Raw genomic sequence first — 16,623 nt, 5'->3', positions numbered from 1 at the left:
GTGCAGGTCAATCGCCGGATCAGGCGCCGGCCATTTCCAGCAACTGGACGATCCGGCTGGCGGTCTGCTCGCTGAGCGGAGCCCGCGCAACCGACGTCACACGCCCTTCGCTCACATCCAGCACGATATCCGTCGGACGCATCCCGAGCACATCGTCCACGACGTTGACCAGGCTGAGGCGATACCGGCCGTCCATCGTTCGGGCATAGCCATCGCCCAGCCAGAGGCGAGCAGTGAACCCGGCACAGAGCGGCGCATCGTCGAAGAACGTGCCGACATCCTGACGGATCAGGCGTTCCGCGCCGAACAGGATCGTCTCGTCGCGCTCCTCGTGCACGCATGCCACGTAGAGCTGGCCGGCACGCTGCGGACCATGCAGGAATGCCCAGCCACGAATGGCGATCGAGCCATCTTCCGGAAGGCCCTCGGCCGCATCCCCGATCAGGCCGCTCAGGTCGTCGATGTAGTATTCGAGGTCACCATCGGGATGCCTGCGCAGATCACGCTGGCTCAGGCGCGACAGCTTGATACCGCGCAGCACGCCGTCGCCATGCGACACCCGGTCGAAATCCGACAGGATGACGCCGTTGGACGGTTGCGCCCGCCGGATCTCCGTAACCTTGCCGCCTTCGACCGTGATCTGGATCTTGGTGAGCTGGAATGCACCCTGCCCGTTCACGACATTGATCAGGCCGACACGGAAACGACCCTCGCACCACTTTCCGCGCAGGGCGACCTGCCCCTCGAAGCCGGCCCGGCGCGGTGCGCCCGGGAAGATCGAGCCCAGATCGGTACGGAGTTCGCGGATGCAGTTGAGGAAGATCATCGGCTGATCGCCCGAGCCGATCAGGACCGTATAGAGATTGCCTGCGGAGCTTACGCCCGGCAGCAGGAACCAGCCACGGATGTGGAACTCGTTCGCGCCCGGGAAGTCCTCGTCCTCATAGTCGCTCAGCACGTGCCAGCAGACATCGTCCACGTAGCATTCGGCGCCCTGCACCGAGTTCCAGTCGTTGACCGGCTCGGGCAGTTCGACGGCGAGATCGCGCGTGGTCGGCGGATCGAAAATATGGCGCGGCGGCGCCTGATGACGCCAGGACGGATGCGGCAGCAGGTGAACCTGGCCCGCATCGAACTGGAGCTCCGCCACGCCAAGCTCACGCCGCGGCGCGACATCGCGATAGATGTCGAGAAGAGCCGCACCGTAGTCCGTCGCGCTCGTCCAGAGTGCCGGCGTGATGTTGGCCATCATCTGCTTGCGGATGCCTTCCGATGCGCGAAGCAGTTCCAGACGTTCCAGGACCATGCTCGGGCGACCGATCGGCACCTTGAACCCGTTCACGCCGTCCGTCACGCGATCGCCCAGGGCACCGACATCGGTCACGATGGGTACCAGACCGTTCTGCCAGGATTCGGACAGCGAGATGCAGTAGGTCTCGGGCCAGATCGACAGGTTCAGCGCGACGTCTGCGACCTTCAGCGCCTCGATCTCGCCTACCGAATAGCGGCCATAGACCTTCACGTTCGGACGCGCTCCGGCGTTGAGAACAGAGTCGTATTCCGGATGCACGTAGCCGAAGATGTGGAACTCGAAATGGTCCGGGTGCGCCAGTTCGATCAGCGACAAAATGGTGTCGGCACCCTTGGTCCGCAGGAAGTTGCCGACGATCGCGATCCGCAGCGGGCGACCATCCAGAGGCTCATACGGTTTGCGCGCGACAGGCACCGTGTTTTCGGGCGACGGAATACCGAGCACGTAGCTCAGCTTGTGATCCAGCAGCGGATAGATCTCGTGCGTCAGGTCACGCGAATGCTTCGTGCCGAACAGGATCGCATCGACCGACTGCAGCATGAGGGCCACGAACGCCCGGCGCGTCTGCTCTCCGCCGTATTCGACACCTTCGGCAGCCTTGAGCGTGATGTCCGCTGCGACGACCGACTTCACTTCGTCTTCGTTGTACCGAAGCTCGTGGTTCAGCAGGTTGTAGCGCGCTGAAACCAGCCAGAAGTCGTGGGCCGAGAACACGACGCCCGCGCCGTTCGCCTTGGCGATGATCGGCAGCGACAGCGCATGATGGCCGAGATGCTGGAAATGGACGATGTCGAAATTGTACTGGCTGATGGCCGAGGAGAAAGCCATTTCTTCCGGCGCGTCGCACATGGCGTCCATCCAGCCGACTTCCGGCACGTCGAACCGCTCCACCTCACGACCTGCAGCCGTCGTCAGGCGGCAGTGGTGGCCGCGACGCAGCCAGTAGAAGAATTCGACATCACGGCCCAGAAGTCCGCACAGCATCTGCTGATAGACCTCGACGCCGCCCCAGGCCTGCTCATGGATTGTGGAGTGGGTGCACATCAGCACGCGCAGACGACGCCGACGATTCGAGATCAACGGCACGTCTTCACGCGACCGGCGGCCGAAATTGGCGCCTGTGATGTCCGCCATCCGCTGCAGGCGGTGGTCGTACAGATGCTGCTCGAGCACTGATTTCTGGCCAGCGATCGCGCTCTTGCGACGCAGCGAACGATTGGACAGCAGGCGGGCGATATGATCGATCACGCCGCGGGTATCACGCGCCAGAAGCGTGCCGTCGACCTCGTCGAAATAGCGCGATTCCATGGATTCGGGTGCTTCGACGACCTGCGCTGCACCGGCCAGGGCGAGTTCGTAGAAGCGCGGTCCCGGCGCCGTCGCCTGGCTGACGTCGCCATGGCTTGCATAGTCGCGGAACATCGTCAGCGTCACGGCGGACGCATTCGCAAAGTCGATGAAGGCTTCATGGCTGACAGGGCGCTGGATCGCCAATGCCGACAGATCGGCGGGCAGCGGCGGAAGATACTCGTTGCCAGGGCAGATCAGCTTCAGCCGGGCTTCCGGAAAGGCCGCGATCACATGCCGCAGAGTGTGTACGCGATTCGGCCACATCGTGCCCGCGAAGAAGATGTCATAGTCGACATCCCCCGCAGCCCGGACCTTGCGCTCGTGAATCGAACGGCTGGCCGCCAGGGGCAGGTAATGGCCCTTGCCCCGATAGTATTCCGCGCAGGACGGATCGTTGGTGAAGACATAGTCGAAGAGATGCGCGTTCTCGACATTGAAGTCCCGCATGAACGGGTCCTCGAACGTCCAGAGGATCATCGTCTTGAAGGCCGGCCGGACACGACGGATCAGCTGGAGGTTGATCCGCTGCGCGTCGAGGCAGATCAGCGTATCGTGTTCGCCGGATGCGGCCAGGGGGCCGAGAGACATATTGTCGGCAACGACAATGTTCTCGGCCCCGAACAGTGCCTTGGCGGAGCGCTCGACGGCGAGAGTCAGATAGGCGTTGGGGTTATGGGTATAGTTCGTATTGTAGATGACAGCCATTGAGCCTCCAGACGCCTGGGCGCCTACCCCTTCTGCAACGCCGGAACAGCAGTCCGCCGACTTACTGCGCAAAACTGGCCCTGCCGGGCGCAGCCTGCTCCTCATGCTATCCTTATCCCAACGGCCCTTTCCGTCAAAGATGTCCAAAGCGCTTTAACGCACGATCAAACCGTTAAGCATTCGTTGAACGTCGGACATAAAAAAAGGCCGCCGAAGCGACCTTTTCATGCGGACCGGGAGATGCCGCCGTCATAGGGGACGTTATTCGTCCCGACGGCGACATCCTGCCGGAATGCTGTCGCGGATCAGCCCTCGGAATTGCGACGACGGATCGCGGCCCCGAGAATGTCACCCAGCGACGCACCGCTGTCGGACGAGCCATACTCGTTGATGGCCTGCTTGTCCTCTTCCATCTCGCGACCACGGATGGTGAGGGCCAGCTTGCGCGACGCACGGTCGACCGAAACGATCTTCGCATCGACGCGCTCGCCGACTGCGAAACGCTCCGGACGCTGCTCGGCCTTGTCGCGGGCCAGCTCGGCGCGACGGATGAAACCCGTCAGCACGTCGTCGACCTTGACCTCGATGCCGTTGCTCTGAACCGCAGTCACGATGCAGGTGACGACAGCGCCCTTCTGGACCTTGGATAGCGTGTCGGCTGCTGGATCTTCCTGAAGCTGCTTGATACCGAGCGAGATGCGCTCCTTCTCGGCGTCGATGTCGAGCACCTTAGCCTGAACGACCTGGCCCTTCTCGTACTTCGCCATGGCGACTTCGCCCGGCTCGTCCCAGGACAGATCGGACATGTGGACCATGCCGTCGATGTCGGCCGAGAGACCCACGAACAGACCGAACTCGGTGATGTTGCGGATTTCGCCCTCGATCGTCGAACCGACCTTGTGATCCTCCTGGAACTGCTCCCAGGGGTTGCGCTGGACCTGCTTGAGGCCGAGCGAGATGCGGCGCTTGGCGCTGTCCACGTCCAGCACCATGACGTCCACTTCCTGGCTGGTCGCGACGATCTTGCCCGGATGGACGTTCTTCTTGGTCCAGGACATCTCGGAGACGTGCACCAGCCCCTCGACGCCCGGCTCCAGCTCGACGAACGCGCCGTAGTCGGTGATGTTCGTGACGCGACCGCTGAAACGCGCACCCGACGGGTACTTGATCGCGACGTTCTCCCACGGATCCGCCTCGAGCTGCTTCATGCCCAGCGAGATACGCTGCGTGTCGGCGTTGAAGCGGATGACCTGCACGCGGACCGGCTGGCCGATCTGCAGGGCTTCCGACGGGTGGTTGATGCGCTTCCAGGCGATGTCGGTGACATGCAGGAGGCCATCGACGCCGCCGAGGTCCACGAACGCACCATAGTCGGTGATGTTCTTGACCACGCCGTCGAGGATCATGCCTTCCTTCAGGCCCTGGATCAGCTCCGAACGCTGCTCGGCACGCGTCTCCTCGAGCACCGCACGGCGCGAGACGACGATGTTGCCGCGCGCGCGGTCCATCTTCAGGATCTGGAACGGCTGCGGCTGGCCCATCAGGGGCCCGATGTCGCGCACGGGGCGGATATCGACCTGGCTGCCCGGAAGGAAGGCCATGGCGCCGCCGAGGTCGACCGTGAAGCCGCCCTTGACGCGACCATAGATCGTGCCGTTGACGCGCTGGTTGTTCTCGAACGCTCGCTCGAGTGAGGTCCACGCCTCTTCACGGCGGGCCTTCTCGCGCGACAGCACGATGGAGCCGTCACGGTCTTCGTAACGCTCGACATAAAGCTCGATCACGTCGCCCGGCTTCACGTCCGGTGCTACGCCCGGCGGGCCGAATTCCTTGAGCGCGACGCGCCCTTCGCTCTTCAGGCCGACGTCGACGATGGCGAATTCATCAGTCAGGCGAACGACGCGACCGGTGACAACCGAACCGTCGAAGCCCGTGTCGCGGCCCAGCGTCTCGTCGAGGAGGGCTGCGAAATCTTCCATGCCATGCGCGGCCGGAGCGGGGTGAGTGGTGGCAGAAGCCATGAGTGACCTATTGATCCTGTGTCCGGAACGCGATTGGGCGCGACCCGGTCATTCATGCGCGACAGGGTCTTCGGAGACATCCCCGATGCAGAGCAAGACCGTCACGACTTGCCGGATACGTCAGGCCAAGCAGGGCTTGGGCGTGTCCGGCCGGTTCGGAAAATGACGTTCGCTGGGCCCTGACACAGGGTCACGCGCGACGCTGGCTGGCACAGACACCCGGACGTCGCGAAAGTCAACTAAAACCGTGCTCCGTGGCCGGTCCGGCCATCCTGAACCGAGCCAGGGCAGCACGACGCCAGGCACTGCGATCAGATGGCTGTCACGTGGCTGACGGAAGGGCGCCTTCGCGCTCCCGGACGATTTCGAGTGCGCGCGCCAGTACGGCGTCCGCATCCAGCCGGTCGGTTTCCAGCACGACGGCATCGTCGGCCTTGCGCAGCGGCGAGACGGCGCGCGCCGCATCCTGCGCGTCGCGCGCGGCCAGTTCCTGGGCCGTCTGCTCGAGCAGCGCCTCGTCAGCCCCGGCCGCATCGCCGTGCAACTGGCGCAGCCGGCGCTCTGCGCGCGTGCGGGGAGACGCCGTGACGAACAGCTTGACGGTGGCATCGGGGAACACGACGGTCCCGATATCGCGCCCGTCGAGCACGCCGCCGGCGGCCTGTGCGAATGCGCGCTGGCGCTCCAGAAGTGCGGCGCGAACACCCGGCTGACGGGCCACGGCACTGGCACCGCGATCAATCTCCGGCACGCGCAGATCAGGTCGGGCCAGATCCTCCGGACGCAGCGCGGCAGCCTCGGCGGCACCATCGTCCTGCTCCGGCGAGAGCCCCGCGTCCAGCATCCGGCGCGCGGTCGCGCGATAGAGCAGGCCGGTATCGAGGTGCGGCAGGCCAAGGCTGGACGCGAGGTTCTTCGCCAGCGTCCCCTTCCCCGCGGCCGCGGGGCCGTCGACAGCCACAATCAGAACGCCGGGACGTTTTGCGGGGCTCACGCCCCGATCCCCGCGCCCAGGCCGTTCATGAGCCGAACGAACCCAGGGAAGCTCGTATCGACGAAACCCAGATCATCCACATGGACCGGCTGACGCGCCGCCAGCCCCATCACGACCGCACTCATCGCCAGCCGGTGATCCATATGGGTCGCCACGGAACCGCCCCCCGGCGGCGGACCGCCGCAGCCGCTGACCAGGAGATCGTCACCCTCGATCGTTACCGACACGCCGTTCGCCTCGAGAAGGGCCGCCGTGGCGCTCAGGCGGTCGCTCTCCTTGACCCGAAGCTCGGCGAGGCCGCGCAGACGCGAACGACCGTTTGCCGCCGCACAGACGACCGCCAGGACAGGATATTCATCGATCATCGACGGCGCGCGCTCCGGCGGCACGTCGACCGCCGTGAGTGTACCGGCCGTGACACGCAGATCGCCAACCGGCTCGCCACCTTCGACACGCTCGTTCTCGAGGCGGAGATCGGCACCCATTTCCCGCAGGGTCTGGAGCAGGCCGGTGCGCAACGGATTGAGGCCGACACCCCGCAGCAGGATCGACGATCCCGGCACCAGAAGGGCCGCCGCGATCGGAAAAGCGGCCGAGGACGGATCGCCGGGCACGATCACGTCCCTTGCGGCAAGGCGCGCAGGGCCCTGGACCGAAATCGCGCATCCGCCGCCTTCGAGCGGCGTAACGTCCACCGGCACGCCGAAATGGCGCAGCATGTTCTCGGTGTGATCGCGGGTGGCGACCGGTTCCTCGATCCGCGTCAGGCCGGATGCATTCAGACCGGCCAGCAGCAGCGCTGACTTCACCTGGGCGGAAGCCACCGGCAGGCGATAGGAGATGGGACGTGCCTGTGCAGCGCCCCGAACGGCCAGCGGCAGACGATCGCCGGAACGGGTCAGGAATGTCGCCCCGCATTCCGCCAGCGGGCCGGTCACGCGCCGCATCGGGCGTTTGCGCAGCGAGCCATCGCCGGTCATCACGGCCGTCATGTCGTGGCTGGCAAGAATACCGCACAGCAGCCGTGCGGCCGTGCCTGAATTGCCCATGTCCAGCACGTCCGCAGGCTCGTCCAGCGAGCCGATCCCGCGACCGTCGACGACCCAGTCGCGGCCTTCGCGGCGGATGTCCGCGCCCAGCGCGCGCATCGCATCGGCCGTTCGCAGCACGTCCTCGCCTTCAAGCAGGCCCACGATACGCGTCGTCCCCTGCGCCAGGCCCGCGAACATAAGCGCGCGATGGCTGATGGACTTGTCCCCTGGCACGGCGATATCGCCGGACAGCGGACGGGGGCTCGCATGGACATCGAGCGGGGCGGGTTTGATCTGTTCGGTTCGGGACATGGCGATTGTGATGTCCGATGGCGCACGCGCGCTGTCAATCTGTTGCGTACCCGATGCACCTCGAAAAACGGCTTCGGGTTTGACAATACGTGGACAAGGTGGCATGGGCGCGTCCCTTGATGGATCGGCGCGTGCGCGCGGCCCCACTCGTCCTTAAACACATTTTCAAGACAGGGTCCCCGATGGCTAAACCGGAACTCGGCCTCAAGCGCACCTGCGTATCCTGCAACGCCCGCTTCTACGATCTGGGCCGCACGCCTGCGATCTGCCCGAAATGCGGCGCCGAGCAGCCCTCCGAGACGCCGCGTCTGCGCCGCGTCGCCGAACCGGTGCCGGAGAAGCCCAAGCCCGACGCGGAGAACACCGATGATGCAGATCTGGCGGGCGATGAGGAAACCGGCGACGACGTGATGGAGGATACCTCCGATCTCGACGACGACGATGATGATCTGAGCAACGACATCGAAGTCGAAAGTGACCGCGACAACGACGAGAACTGATCCCGTCGCCCTCCGGCAGCGTGCGGTCCTGCGGGTCCGCATGCTGCCGGTTGCGTGCCTTGTCGGCGCGCTGCTTCCGGCTGCCGCGCGCGCGGGCGATCTGGCTCAGGCGCTCCTGAAGTCGCCGAGCGCCACCGCCGTGCTTCAGGCACGCTGCGACCGGATCTCCTCTGCCCGGATCAGGATCACGGCGGAACAGCTCCGTGACGCAGGAGGTCCGCCGGCGCTCGACGTCCATCGTCTGCTGGATCTCCCGGCGGCCGATCCGGTCGTCCTGCGCCATGTCCGGTTGCATTGCGGGACGATGGTGCTGTCGGAGGCGTGGAACTGGTATGCGCCCGAGCGCCTGACCCCGATGATGAACGAGACACTGGAGCGAACGGAAACGCCCTTCGGTCGGGCCGTCGCCGCCACGCACTTCACACGGACACGTATCGCGAGCGTCAGCCTCGATCCACGCGCCAGCGGTGGCATGACACTCCAGAACACGGCCGTCCTGCATCGCGCGTCAGACGACGCCCCGATCGCGCTTGTGGTCGAGCGCTATGACGACAGAGTGCCGGCCCAGCGATAGATCGCGGATGTGAAAGGCAGGCCGTCATCCTGCCGCAGGCCATCGAACCTCAGTCCCTCGCGCTCATAGAAGCGGCGGCCGCCGACATTGTCCGCAGGCGTGCGCAGCCAGAATCCCATAGGCATTTCCGCCCTTGCCGCGCCAAGCAGCCGGCTTCCGAAACGGCGTCCTTGCGCTGCCGGATGAACGAACAGCTCCCGCAGCCAGCCTTCGCCCTGCCCGTCGGCGGCAATCCATGCCACGAATGCGGCAATCCCGTCGCCCGCGTCGGCGACGACGATCTGCCACCCCGGCCCTTCCGTCAGCAGACGTTCAAGGCAACGTGCCCGGGACAGGATCAGGCTTTCGGACACCCCTGTCATCGAACACAGCGAGACATGCCAGATCTCGGCCAGCGCATCGGTATCGGCGGCCTTCGCACGCCGCAGCACGACGTCACTATTCATGGGCGACTCGGCGACCAGTTGAGATGCTGGCCGCCATCCAGTGCGAGCATCTGCCCCGTGACGGTCGGCAGCGACAACAGGGCGATGGCGGCGCGGCCGATATCCTCCGGTGCGGTCGCTGCACACAGCGGTGTGCGCTGCGCCATGCGCGCGAACTGTTCGTCGCTCTGGCCCGGGCTCGGCACTACCGGTCCGGGGCCGATGGCATTCACCCGGATGCGCGGCGCCAGCGCCAGCGCCAGCGTCTGGGTCAGTGTCCACAGCGCCGATTTCGCGACCGTGTAGCTGACGAAGTGCGGCGTCGGCCGCCAGACGCGCTGATCGAGAAGGTTCAGGATCATGCCGCGCGCACCGTCCGGCAGCCCCTTCGCCATGACCTGAGACAGGACGAACGGTGCGCGGAGATTCGTCTCCAGATGCCGGTCCCAGCTCTCCCGGGTCGCATCGTCCCATTCGTCACGTTCGAAAACGGCGGCGTTGTTGACCAGCACACCGATCGGGCCAAGCGCCGAGACGGCCTCGGCATGGATACGCAGCACCACGTCTTCATGGGCGAGGTCACCCGTCACGACGAAGCCCCGACCATGGATTGCGGCGAGCAGCGCATTCGCCTCATCCCGCGAGTCCCGGCAGTGGATCGCTACGGAGAAACCGGCATCCGCAAGAGCCAGGACCAGCGCACGACCAATCCGCCTCGCACCGCCGGTCACCAGGGCCACGCGCGGAATGGCCGGATCGATCATGCCGGCCGTCGCGCGGTCAGCGCCGCTGCCAGCGTGCCGTCATCCAGCACATCGAGCGCGCCGCCCATCGGCACGCCGTGTCCGACGCGGGATACGGCGACGCCGGTCGGCGCCAGCCGCTCCTGCAGCCAGTGCGCCGTCGTGGCACCCTCGACCGTCGCTGCGAGAGCGAGGATGACCTCCCGCACGCCGCCTGCCTTGATCCGGGCGAACAGCGGTGCCGTGTTAAGATCATCAGGTCCCATGCCGGCCAGGGCCGACAGCGTACCGCCGAGCACCTGATAGACGCCGCGATGAATACCCGCGCGCTCCAGCGCCCAGAGGTCGCCGACCGTCTCGACAACACACACCAGCCCCCGGTCCCGTTCTGGATCGGCACAGATCGTGCAGGGATCGGTGGTATCGAGCGTGCCGCAGGTCGAGCAGGTCCGGACCGAACGGGCGGCGGAATCCATGGCGCGTGACAGCGGCGCCAGACGGGTCTGCGGTTCGCGCAGCAGGTACAGCGCCGCGCGCCGCGCCGAACGCGGCCCGAGCCCCGGCAGACGCGACAACATCGCGATCAGCCGCTCGATATCGCTTCCACCCAGCGCCACCATGAAATCAGAACGGCAGCTTCAGACCCGCCGGAAGGTCGAGCCCGCCGGTTGCCTTGCGCATTTCTTCGGCCGCAGCCGCATCGACCTTCTCACGCGCATCGGCGAACGCCGCGATCAGCAGATCCTGCAGCATCTCGACCTCGTTCGGATCGAGCAGCTTGGGGTCGATCTTCACGGCACGCAGGTCGTTCTTGCCGCCCAGCGTCACGCTGACCAGGCCGGCCCCTGCCGATCCCTCGACCGACAATGCGGCGAGGTTGGCCTGGACCTCCTCCATGCGCGACTGCATCTGCGAGGCCTGTTTCATCAATCCGGCCAGATTCTTCATCGTTTCTCTCCTGTCGGCACCCGAACCCTCTAGCTGCCGAACACGTCCCTCTCGTCCAGGAAGTCGGCATCGTCGGGCGCAAAGTCCAGATCCGGCGCCTCAGCCTCGCCGCCCAGCGCGGTCGGCACGGACGCACCGTCATGCTCGGGCAGTTCCTCGGGCGGCAGGCCGTATTCGTCAAGGGTGTGGTCGCGCACCTCGCCAACCCGGGCGGTCGGAAACGCCGCGAGAATCGCCTGCACCAGCGGATGGGCTTCCGCCTGCGTCTGGTGCAGGGCGATGACCTCGGCGCCCTGTTCGTCGAGCGTAGGCTCGCCAGCCTCACGGGACAGTTCCACCCGCCAGTCCGGACCCGCGTGCTCACGCAGCAGGCGTTCCAGATCGCGATCGGTACGGGCCGGGATGCCGGGCTGGAACCGCAGCACGATTTCCGGAGGCGCAAAACGCACGAGATGCGCGCCATTGCGCAGAAGGCCATGCAGACGCGCCGAGCGCGTCTGTGCGACGAACGCCACGACCTCGCGCCACGATCGCAGGCTGGGCGTCGCCTCCTCCGGTGATGGCGCAGGCTCGGGAGCCGGTTCGGGAACGCTTGCCATGCCCGTTTCCGGTTCCGGCGCCGGAACATGCTCCTCAACCGTGCCGCCATTGGCCACGAGGCGCAGGTGCGCGCGCGGCGGCGTGCCTTGCCTCGTGTCGGGTGCACCGCTTCCGCGACCATAGGCGCCGACAAGGCCGGAGCCGCTCCCGCCAGGCGGCGCCACATGCCCGGTCGGGTCGCTGCCTCCAGAAGTCTGTTCGGGCGCCTGCCCCGCCGCCCCGGCGGACCCGCCGGCTGGCGCATCCCGAAGAGCGCGGATCACGGCGTCGGGCGTCGGCAGTTCCGCGACGTAGCACAGGCGCAGCAGCACCATGTCGGCCGCCATGCGCGGATCCGGCGCATCCGTGACCTCGCCCGCGCCCTTGAGCAGCATCTGCCAGGCCCGCGAAAGAGTCGCCATGGACAGACGATCCGCCAGCGCCCCGCCGCGTGTGCGCTCGGCTTCCGGGAGGTCCACGCCATCGCGCAGATCCGGTACCGTTTTCAATCGCGTCACGAGATGCGTCAGGTCCAGCAGATCGGACATGACCGCCGAAGGATCGGCGCCATGCGCATAGGCCTGATCGGTGATCGCCAGTGCCGCATCCGGCTTGCCGGCCATCAGCGCATCCAGCAGGTCGAACATCAGGACGCGATCGGCCAGCCCCAGCATCGCGGAAACCGCACTCGGCTCGATCCGCTCGGCGCCATCCGCCTGGCCCGATGCGATCGCCTGATCCAGAAGCGACAGCCCGTCACGCACGGACCCGTCGGCTGCGCGCGCGATCAGCTGCACCGCCTCGGGCGCGAAGACAGCGCCTTCCTTCTGCGCGATCGCCTCGAAATGCGCCGTCAGCATGGCCTGGGGCACGCGGCGGAGGTCGAACCGCTGGCAGCGCGACAGCACCGTGACCGGAACCTTGCGCAGTTCCGTCGTCGCGAACACGAACGTCACCTGCGAGGGGGGCTCCTCCAGCGTCTTGAGCAACGCGTTGAACGCGTTGCGCGAGAGCATGTGGACCTCGTCGATGATGAAGACCTTCATCCGCGCCTGGATCGGCCGATAACGCGTCGCCTCCACGATTTCCCGCACGTCGTCCACGCCGGTGCGCGACGCCGCGTCCATTTCCAGCACGTCCGGATGCCGGTCGGCGAGAATGGCCGTGCAGTTGGCGCAGACGCCGCATGGATCGGCGGTGGGGCCGCCCTTCCCGTCCGGGCCGATACAGTTGAGCGCGCGCGCGATGATCCGGGCGGTCGTGGTCTTGCCGACACCGCGCACGCCGGTCAGCAGGTATGCGTGCGCAACCCGGTTCAGCGCGAAGGCGCGACGCAGGATGCGGACGGTCGATTCCTGACCGATCAGATCGTCGAATGTCTGCGGCCGATATTTGCGCGCGAGCACGCGATAGGGCGCGGCCGGTGCCGCTTCTGGCGCAGGTTCTGGAGCGGGCGCAGGCGTGGGATCGCCGAACAGGCCGCCGCCTGCCGCCTCGGGCATCGGCAACGCGCCCTCCTCCACGGGAAGGGCGTCGTCGGAATCAGGTGGCAGGGGCGCGCTCATGCGCGCGAAGATGCGGAACGCGGACCGCAACGGCAAGGCCCCCGTGGCATGCCGTGTGAAACGAATGGGCTATCGGCTTCCCGGAGCTCAAGTCACCTGCCGAAACGTCAGGCGCACGCCCTGTCGGTGACGGCTGGCTGGTCCGGGTTTGTGATTCCCATGCTCGCGAGCCGCGCCCGTACGCGGACCAGAATATGGCGTGCCTGTTCGCCATCGAGCGTATGAAGCACCCGGTCCATGGCCAGAAGCACGTCGGATGTCGCATCCTCGACGGCGCGGCTCCACCAATCGAGGGCTTCTTCATGTGCCCCGGCTGCCAGAAGTGCGGTCGCGTAGTTATGCTGCCCCCGGTAATCCCCGCCTTCGGCGGAACACCTGTACCAGGAGAGCGCCGCCGCCGGATCCCGCGCGGTGCACCATCCTTCCTCGGTGAAGCGTCCGACGAGGTTCATGGATTTGGCATGCCCCCGTTCGGCACTGCTGCGGAAGAGAGCGAAGGCTCGTGGCAGATCGCGCGGGATGCCGAGACCGCGCATCGCCAGAATGCCGAGATTGTAGCAGCCCCACAGATCGCCCAGGGAAGCCGCCGTTTCGTAGGACACTGCCGCCTGCGCGAGATCCTTCGGGCATCCCCAGCCGAAATGATGACACCGGCCCAGCATGTTGTGCGCCGGTGCATACCCGGCCCCTGCTGCAATAGCGAACCATTGACGCGCGCCCGCCGGGTCACGCGGCTGGTAGCGGCCCGACAGCAGGATGTCGCCCCATTGCACCTGCTCCAGCACGTGGCCCTGCAGGGCTTTCTGCCGGATCAGGGCTATATGAGCAGGCAGCTCGGATCCTTCGGCAGGCGCCCTACCACGACGCCGCCTGGACCGGGGAAACCACGACATGCTCAACTTTGGCATCTCAGGCGCGCCCCGGCCTTCAGTAGGTGAGCGACAGATTGCCGAGGAAAGCACGACCGGTGGACGGCGTGGCACGGCCGCTGAAAAGGTTCGAATAGTTGAGGCGATTTGCCAGGTTGTAGCCGTTGAGCGCGAAGCGCCAGTGCTTGCCGATATTGTGGGAAATGACGGCGTCCCATTCCATCGTATGCGGCACATAGGCCGTGTTGGCGGCATTGAGCCATGCCCGGTCACGCCAGGTGAGACCGCCACCGAACGTCACGTTCCACGGCGTATGCGGCGCAATGCTGTAGGTCGACCAGAACGTGGCCGAATTGCGCGGCGCAAAGGCGATCTGCTTGCCGATATCCGCCTTCGTGAGCGACGATGTGGTCTTGGGATCGTAGTAGGCGTATGTCGCAATCACGTTCCAGTTCCTCAGGATTTCGCCCGATGCGCTGAGTTCGACACCCTGGTTGCGCTGCTGGTCGCTCGACGACGTCACGCTCCCCGTCGTCGGATCCGTCAGCAGGGAATTATCCTTCTCAAGCCGGAAAATGGATGCCGTGAGGCCGAGCCGCCCGTTGAACATGTCCCGTTTCACGCCCAGCTCATACAGGCGGCTGCGCTCCGGGCTGTAATTCTGGCTCGTGGAACTCAAGGGTTCCGAACTGTTCGTGACATAGAGACCGAGCGGCGTCGTCGATTCCGCCCAGTTGAAATAGATCATCGTCGTCTTGTCGGGCGTGTACATCAGGCTGACCGTCGGATTGACGGTATTCTGCTGCTGACCGAGCCTTGTCGCGGACGAGGTCGCACCCTCGGTCGCGGAATAATGGCTGTTCCAGTTGTCCCAGCGCACGCCGCCCCGGATCGAGAAGGACGGAATGATCCACATCTGTTCGGAGAAGAACACGCCGACATCGGTCGCATCCCCCGTCTTGTAAAGCTTCTGCCCTGCACCGGAAATATTCGTCAGGTCATAGGCATATTGCCCTACGCCGCCAAGCAGAAGTCCCGGCTGGACGGATGACGGCGAGACAAGACTTGTCTCATCCTCGCGCGTGCCGTTCTGGCCATTGAAGTTGTATGCGTAATTCGTGCGGCGGTCGTAGACATGCTCCACGTCCACGCCACCGATCATCTGATGGCGAAGCGGCCCGGTGTTGAAATTCGCGACACCGGAAAAGACGTTCTGCACGGACCAGTCGTTCTGCTGGTAAGGCTGCGGGCCGCCCTTCGGGCCACGTCGGTCGACCAGCGCATCGGCATCGTCGCCCGAGAAATAGGCGTCCTCGCAGGTCGTGCCGCATCCTTCCTGGGATGCCGAAAAATAGCGGCTGTACATGCCGCCTCTCAGATCGTCATAGAGCGTTATGTGCGGGTTGAGATCGAATTTCAGGCGTCCGGTCAGCATGTCGACGCTGCTGTCGTCCTGATCGTAGGTCGTGCCATACCAGTTGTTTCGATTGATCCCGTAAGCCGTGGCCGGTTCACCCACCGTCGCCCCAGGCCTGGTGATGACGGGAACGCCGTAGTCCGGAATGCGGTTGTCGCTCTGATGCAGATATTCGAGCGTGAAGGTCGTGCGCTTGCCGAGCCCGAATGCGATCGATGGCGCAATACCCCAGCGATGCGAATAGACGTCGTCCCGGCCGACCTCGTTGTTCTCGTTCCCCATGCCGGCGATCCGCACGGCCGTGGTGTCGTTGATCTGCTTGTTGATGTCGAACGTGCCGCGATAATAATCGGCCGAACCGCCCGAGAAGCTCCCGCTGTAGCTGTCGCCCAGATGTGCGACCTTCGTCGTGATGTTGATGGCACCACCCGTGGTGCCGTTTCCGAAAACCTCTGACGACGGGCCCTTGATGACCGAGACATGGTCGTAGTCGAAGCTGTCGCGCGTGTAGACGCCGAAATCACGCAGGCCGTCTTCGTAGATGTCGTTCTGCGCCTGAAACCCGCGGATCAGGAACTGGTCGCCAGCCATTCCGCCCTCCCCTTCGCCAACCGAGGCGGTGATGCCAGGGACGTTGCGCAAGGCTTCGTCGAGCGATTTCACGTTTTGCTGCTGCATCAGCGCCTGGGGCACGACATTGATGGTCTGCGGCGTGTGTAGAACGTCCTGGGGCATCCGGCTCAACCCCATGGGGGAATGCAGGATGTCCATCCTGTCGCCCCGCGCCAGCACGTCTTCGGCTTCATCCGGGCTGGCTTCGATCGTGTGGTCATCGACGACGCGCGCAGGAGCCGGTGCTTTTGGCGCAGGCCTCGCAGCAGCCGGTTGCTTCGCGTCATGCTGTGCATGCGACGCCTTGTGAGCGGCCCGATGCCGGACATGTCGCGCCTTGGCATGGACCGTCTCCGTCTGGTCGGCCTGCGCGTCCACCGCATGGCACGCCAACGCGGCACCGGCGACCAGAGAGACAGTATGCGCATGGCGCCTGACACGAGATATCAACGGAAAAACCCCCTTCGATGAACGCGAGGGCAGACTAGCCACTGTTGCGAGTAATTCTCAACCGCAGGTCGGACATGAAATGCATCATGTTTGCAGAAAATGTCGATCCGGCCGTGCGTGTGGCGCCTGCGCCACATCCAGCCGCTGCGATATCTGCCGACGCTGGAACCGATGATGAAATGGGCATGCCCGCTCAGGCGTGTTCCGGGGATCACG

Annotated in this window: 13 protein-coding genes; 2 read left to right on the top strand and 11 right to left on the bottom strand. The window is 65.4% G+C overall.

Annotated features, from left to right (window positions below; all coding sequences use genetic code 11):
* Window positions 1-19 precede the first annotated feature (19 nt).
* The 4 genes from B8446_RS01745 to aroA all read right to left on the bottom strand — a co-directional run bounded on the left by B8446_RS01745 (window position 20) and on the right by aroA (window position 7,725).
* Complete coding sequence (locus tag B8446_RS01745; protein WP_048846554.1) at window positions 20-3,367, bottom strand: glycosyltransferase family protein; 3,348 nt, start codon at window positions 3,365-3,367, stop codon at window positions 20-22.
* 305 nt (window positions 3,368-3,672) lie between these two features.
* Complete coding sequence (gene rpsA, locus B8446_RS01740) at window positions 3,673-5,388, bottom strand: 30S ribosomal protein S1 (RefSeq protein ID WP_048846552.1); 1,716 nt, start codon at window positions 5,386-5,388, stop codon at window positions 3,673-3,675.
* A 322-nt stretch (window positions 5,389-5,710) separates the two neighbouring features.
* Window positions 5,711-6,382: a (d)CMP kinase gene (gene cmk / locus B8446_RS01735; protein WP_048846550.1), complete on the bottom strand. Its 672-nt coding sequence runs from the start codon at window positions 6,380-6,382 to the stop codon at window positions 5,711-5,713.
* On the bottom strand, window positions 6,379-7,725 hold the full coding sequence (aroA, locus tag B8446_RS01730) for a 3-phosphoshikimate 1-carboxyvinyltransferase (protein ID WP_048846548.1): 1,347 nt from the start codon (window positions 7,723-7,725) through the stop codon (window positions 6,379-6,381). The genes cmk and aroA overlap by 4 nt, the downstream gene beginning before the upstream one ends.
* 182 nt (window positions 7,726-7,907) lie before the next feature.
* Between aroA and B8446_RS01725 the strand changes: the two genes are divergently transcribed.
* A complete protein-coding gene (locus tag B8446_RS01725) occupies window positions 7,908-8,225 on the top strand; it encodes a TIGR02300 family protein (protein WP_048846679.1) in 318 nt (105 codons plus the stop codon).
* A complete protein-coding gene (locus B8446_RS01720) occupies window positions 8,200-8,799 on the top strand; it encodes a hypothetical protein (RefSeq protein WP_053053621.1) in 600 nt (199 codons plus the stop codon). Before B8446_RS01725 ends, B8446_RS01720 begins: the two co-directional genes overlap by 26 nt.
* On the opposite strand, the gene B8446_RS01715 is transcribed toward B8446_RS01720, so the two are convergent.
* The 7 genes from B8446_RS01715 to B8446_RS01685 all read right to left on the bottom strand — a co-directional run bounded on the left by B8446_RS01715 (window position 8,769) and on the right by B8446_RS01685 (window position 16,407).
* A complete protein-coding gene (locus B8446_RS01715) occupies window positions 8,769-9,245 on the bottom strand; it encodes a GNAT family N-acetyltransferase (protein ID WP_048846546.1) in 477 nt (158 codons plus the stop codon). The genes B8446_RS01720 and B8446_RS01715 overlap by 31 nt on opposite strands.
* Window positions 9,242-9,988, bottom strand: coding sequence for an SDR family oxidoreductase (locus B8446_RS01710; RefSeq protein WP_048846544.1), 747 nt, complete (start codon window positions 9,986-9,988; stop codon window positions 9,242-9,244). Before B8446_RS01710 ends, B8446_RS01715 begins: the two co-directional genes overlap by 4 nt.
* Window positions 9,985-10,587: a recombination mediator RecR gene (gene recR / locus B8446_RS01705; protein ID WP_048846542.1), complete on the bottom strand. Its 603-nt coding sequence runs from the start codon at window positions 10,585-10,587 to the stop codon at window positions 9,985-9,987. The genes B8446_RS01710 and recR overlap by 4 nt, the downstream gene beginning before the upstream one ends.
* A 4-nt stretch (window positions 10,588-10,591) precedes the next feature.
* Entirely contained in the window at window positions 10,592-10,915 is a 324-nt protein-coding gene (locus B8446_RS01700) for a YbaB/EbfC family nucleoid-associated protein (RefSeq protein ID WP_048846540.1), read from the bottom strand.
* A gap of 29 nt (window positions 10,916-10,944) precedes the next feature.
* Complete coding sequence (locus B8446_RS01695; protein ID WP_048846675.1) at window positions 10,945-13,059, bottom strand: DNA polymerase III subunit gamma/tau; 2,115 nt, start codon at window positions 13,057-13,059, stop codon at window positions 10,945-10,947.
* Window positions 13,060-13,166: 107 nt separating this feature from the next.
* A complete protein-coding gene (locus B8446_RS01690) occupies window positions 13,167-13,952 on the bottom strand; it encodes a tetratricopeptide repeat protein (RefSeq protein ID WP_048846538.1) in 786 nt (261 codons plus the stop codon).
* Window positions 13,953-13,986: 34 nt separating this feature from the next.
* A complete protein-coding gene (locus B8446_RS01685; protein WP_084711982.1) occupies window positions 13,987-16,407 on the bottom strand; it encodes a TonB-dependent receptor in 2,421 nt (806 codons plus the stop codon).
* Window positions 16,408-16,623: the final 216 nt, after the last annotated feature.

This window comes from Tanticharoenia sakaeratensis NBRC 103193, from assembly GCF_000963885.1.
Classification (GTDB): Bacteria; Pseudomonadota; Alphaproteobacteria; order Acetobacterales; family Acetobacteraceae; genus Tanticharoenia; species Tanticharoenia sakaeratensis.
Note: the sequence above shows the minus strand (reverse complement) of the source record. Positions and strands in the feature narration are given on the sequence as shown.

Bases quoted from the DNA above. Each gene is read 5' to 3' on its own strand.
- B8446_RS01715 (WP_048846546.1), bottom strand. From the start codon at position 9,245: ATGAATAGTGACGTCGTGCTGCGGCGTGCGAAGGCCGCCGATACCGAT.
- B8446_RS01710 (WP_048846544.1), bottom strand. From the start codon at position 9,988: ATGATCGATCCGGCCATTCCGCGCGTGGCCCTGGTGACCGGCGGTGCG.
- B8446_RS01690 (WP_048846538.1), bottom strand. From the start codon at position 13,952: ATGTCGTGGTTTCCCCGGTCCAGGCGGCGTCGTGGTAGGGCGCCTGCC.
- B8446_RS01695 (WP_048846675.1), bottom strand. From the start codon at position 13,059: ATGAGCGCGCCCCTGCCACCTGATTCCGACGACGCCCTTCCCGTGGAG.
- B8446_RS01745 (WP_048846554.1), bottom strand. From the start codon at position 3,367: ATGGCTGTCATCTACAATACGAACTATACCCATAACCCCAACGCCTAT.
- recR (WP_048846542.1), bottom strand. From the start codon at position 10,587: ATGGTGGCGCTGGGTGGAAGCGATATCGAGCGGCTGATCGCGATGTTG.
- rpsA (WP_048846552.1), bottom strand. From the start codon at position 5,388: ATGGCTTCTGCCACCACTCACCCCGCTCCGGCCGCGCATGGCATGGAA.
- aroA (WP_048846548.1), bottom strand. From the start codon at position 7,725: ATGTCCCGAACCGAACAGATCAAACCCGCCCCGCTCGATGTCCATGCG.
- B8446_RS01725 (WP_048846679.1), top strand. From the start codon at position 7,908: ATGGCTAAACCGGAACTCGGCCTCAAGCGCACCTGCGTATCCTGCAAC.
- B8446_RS01700 (WP_048846540.1), bottom strand. From the start codon at position 10,915: ATGAAGAATCTGGCCGGATTGATGAAACAGGCCTCGCAGATGCAGTCG.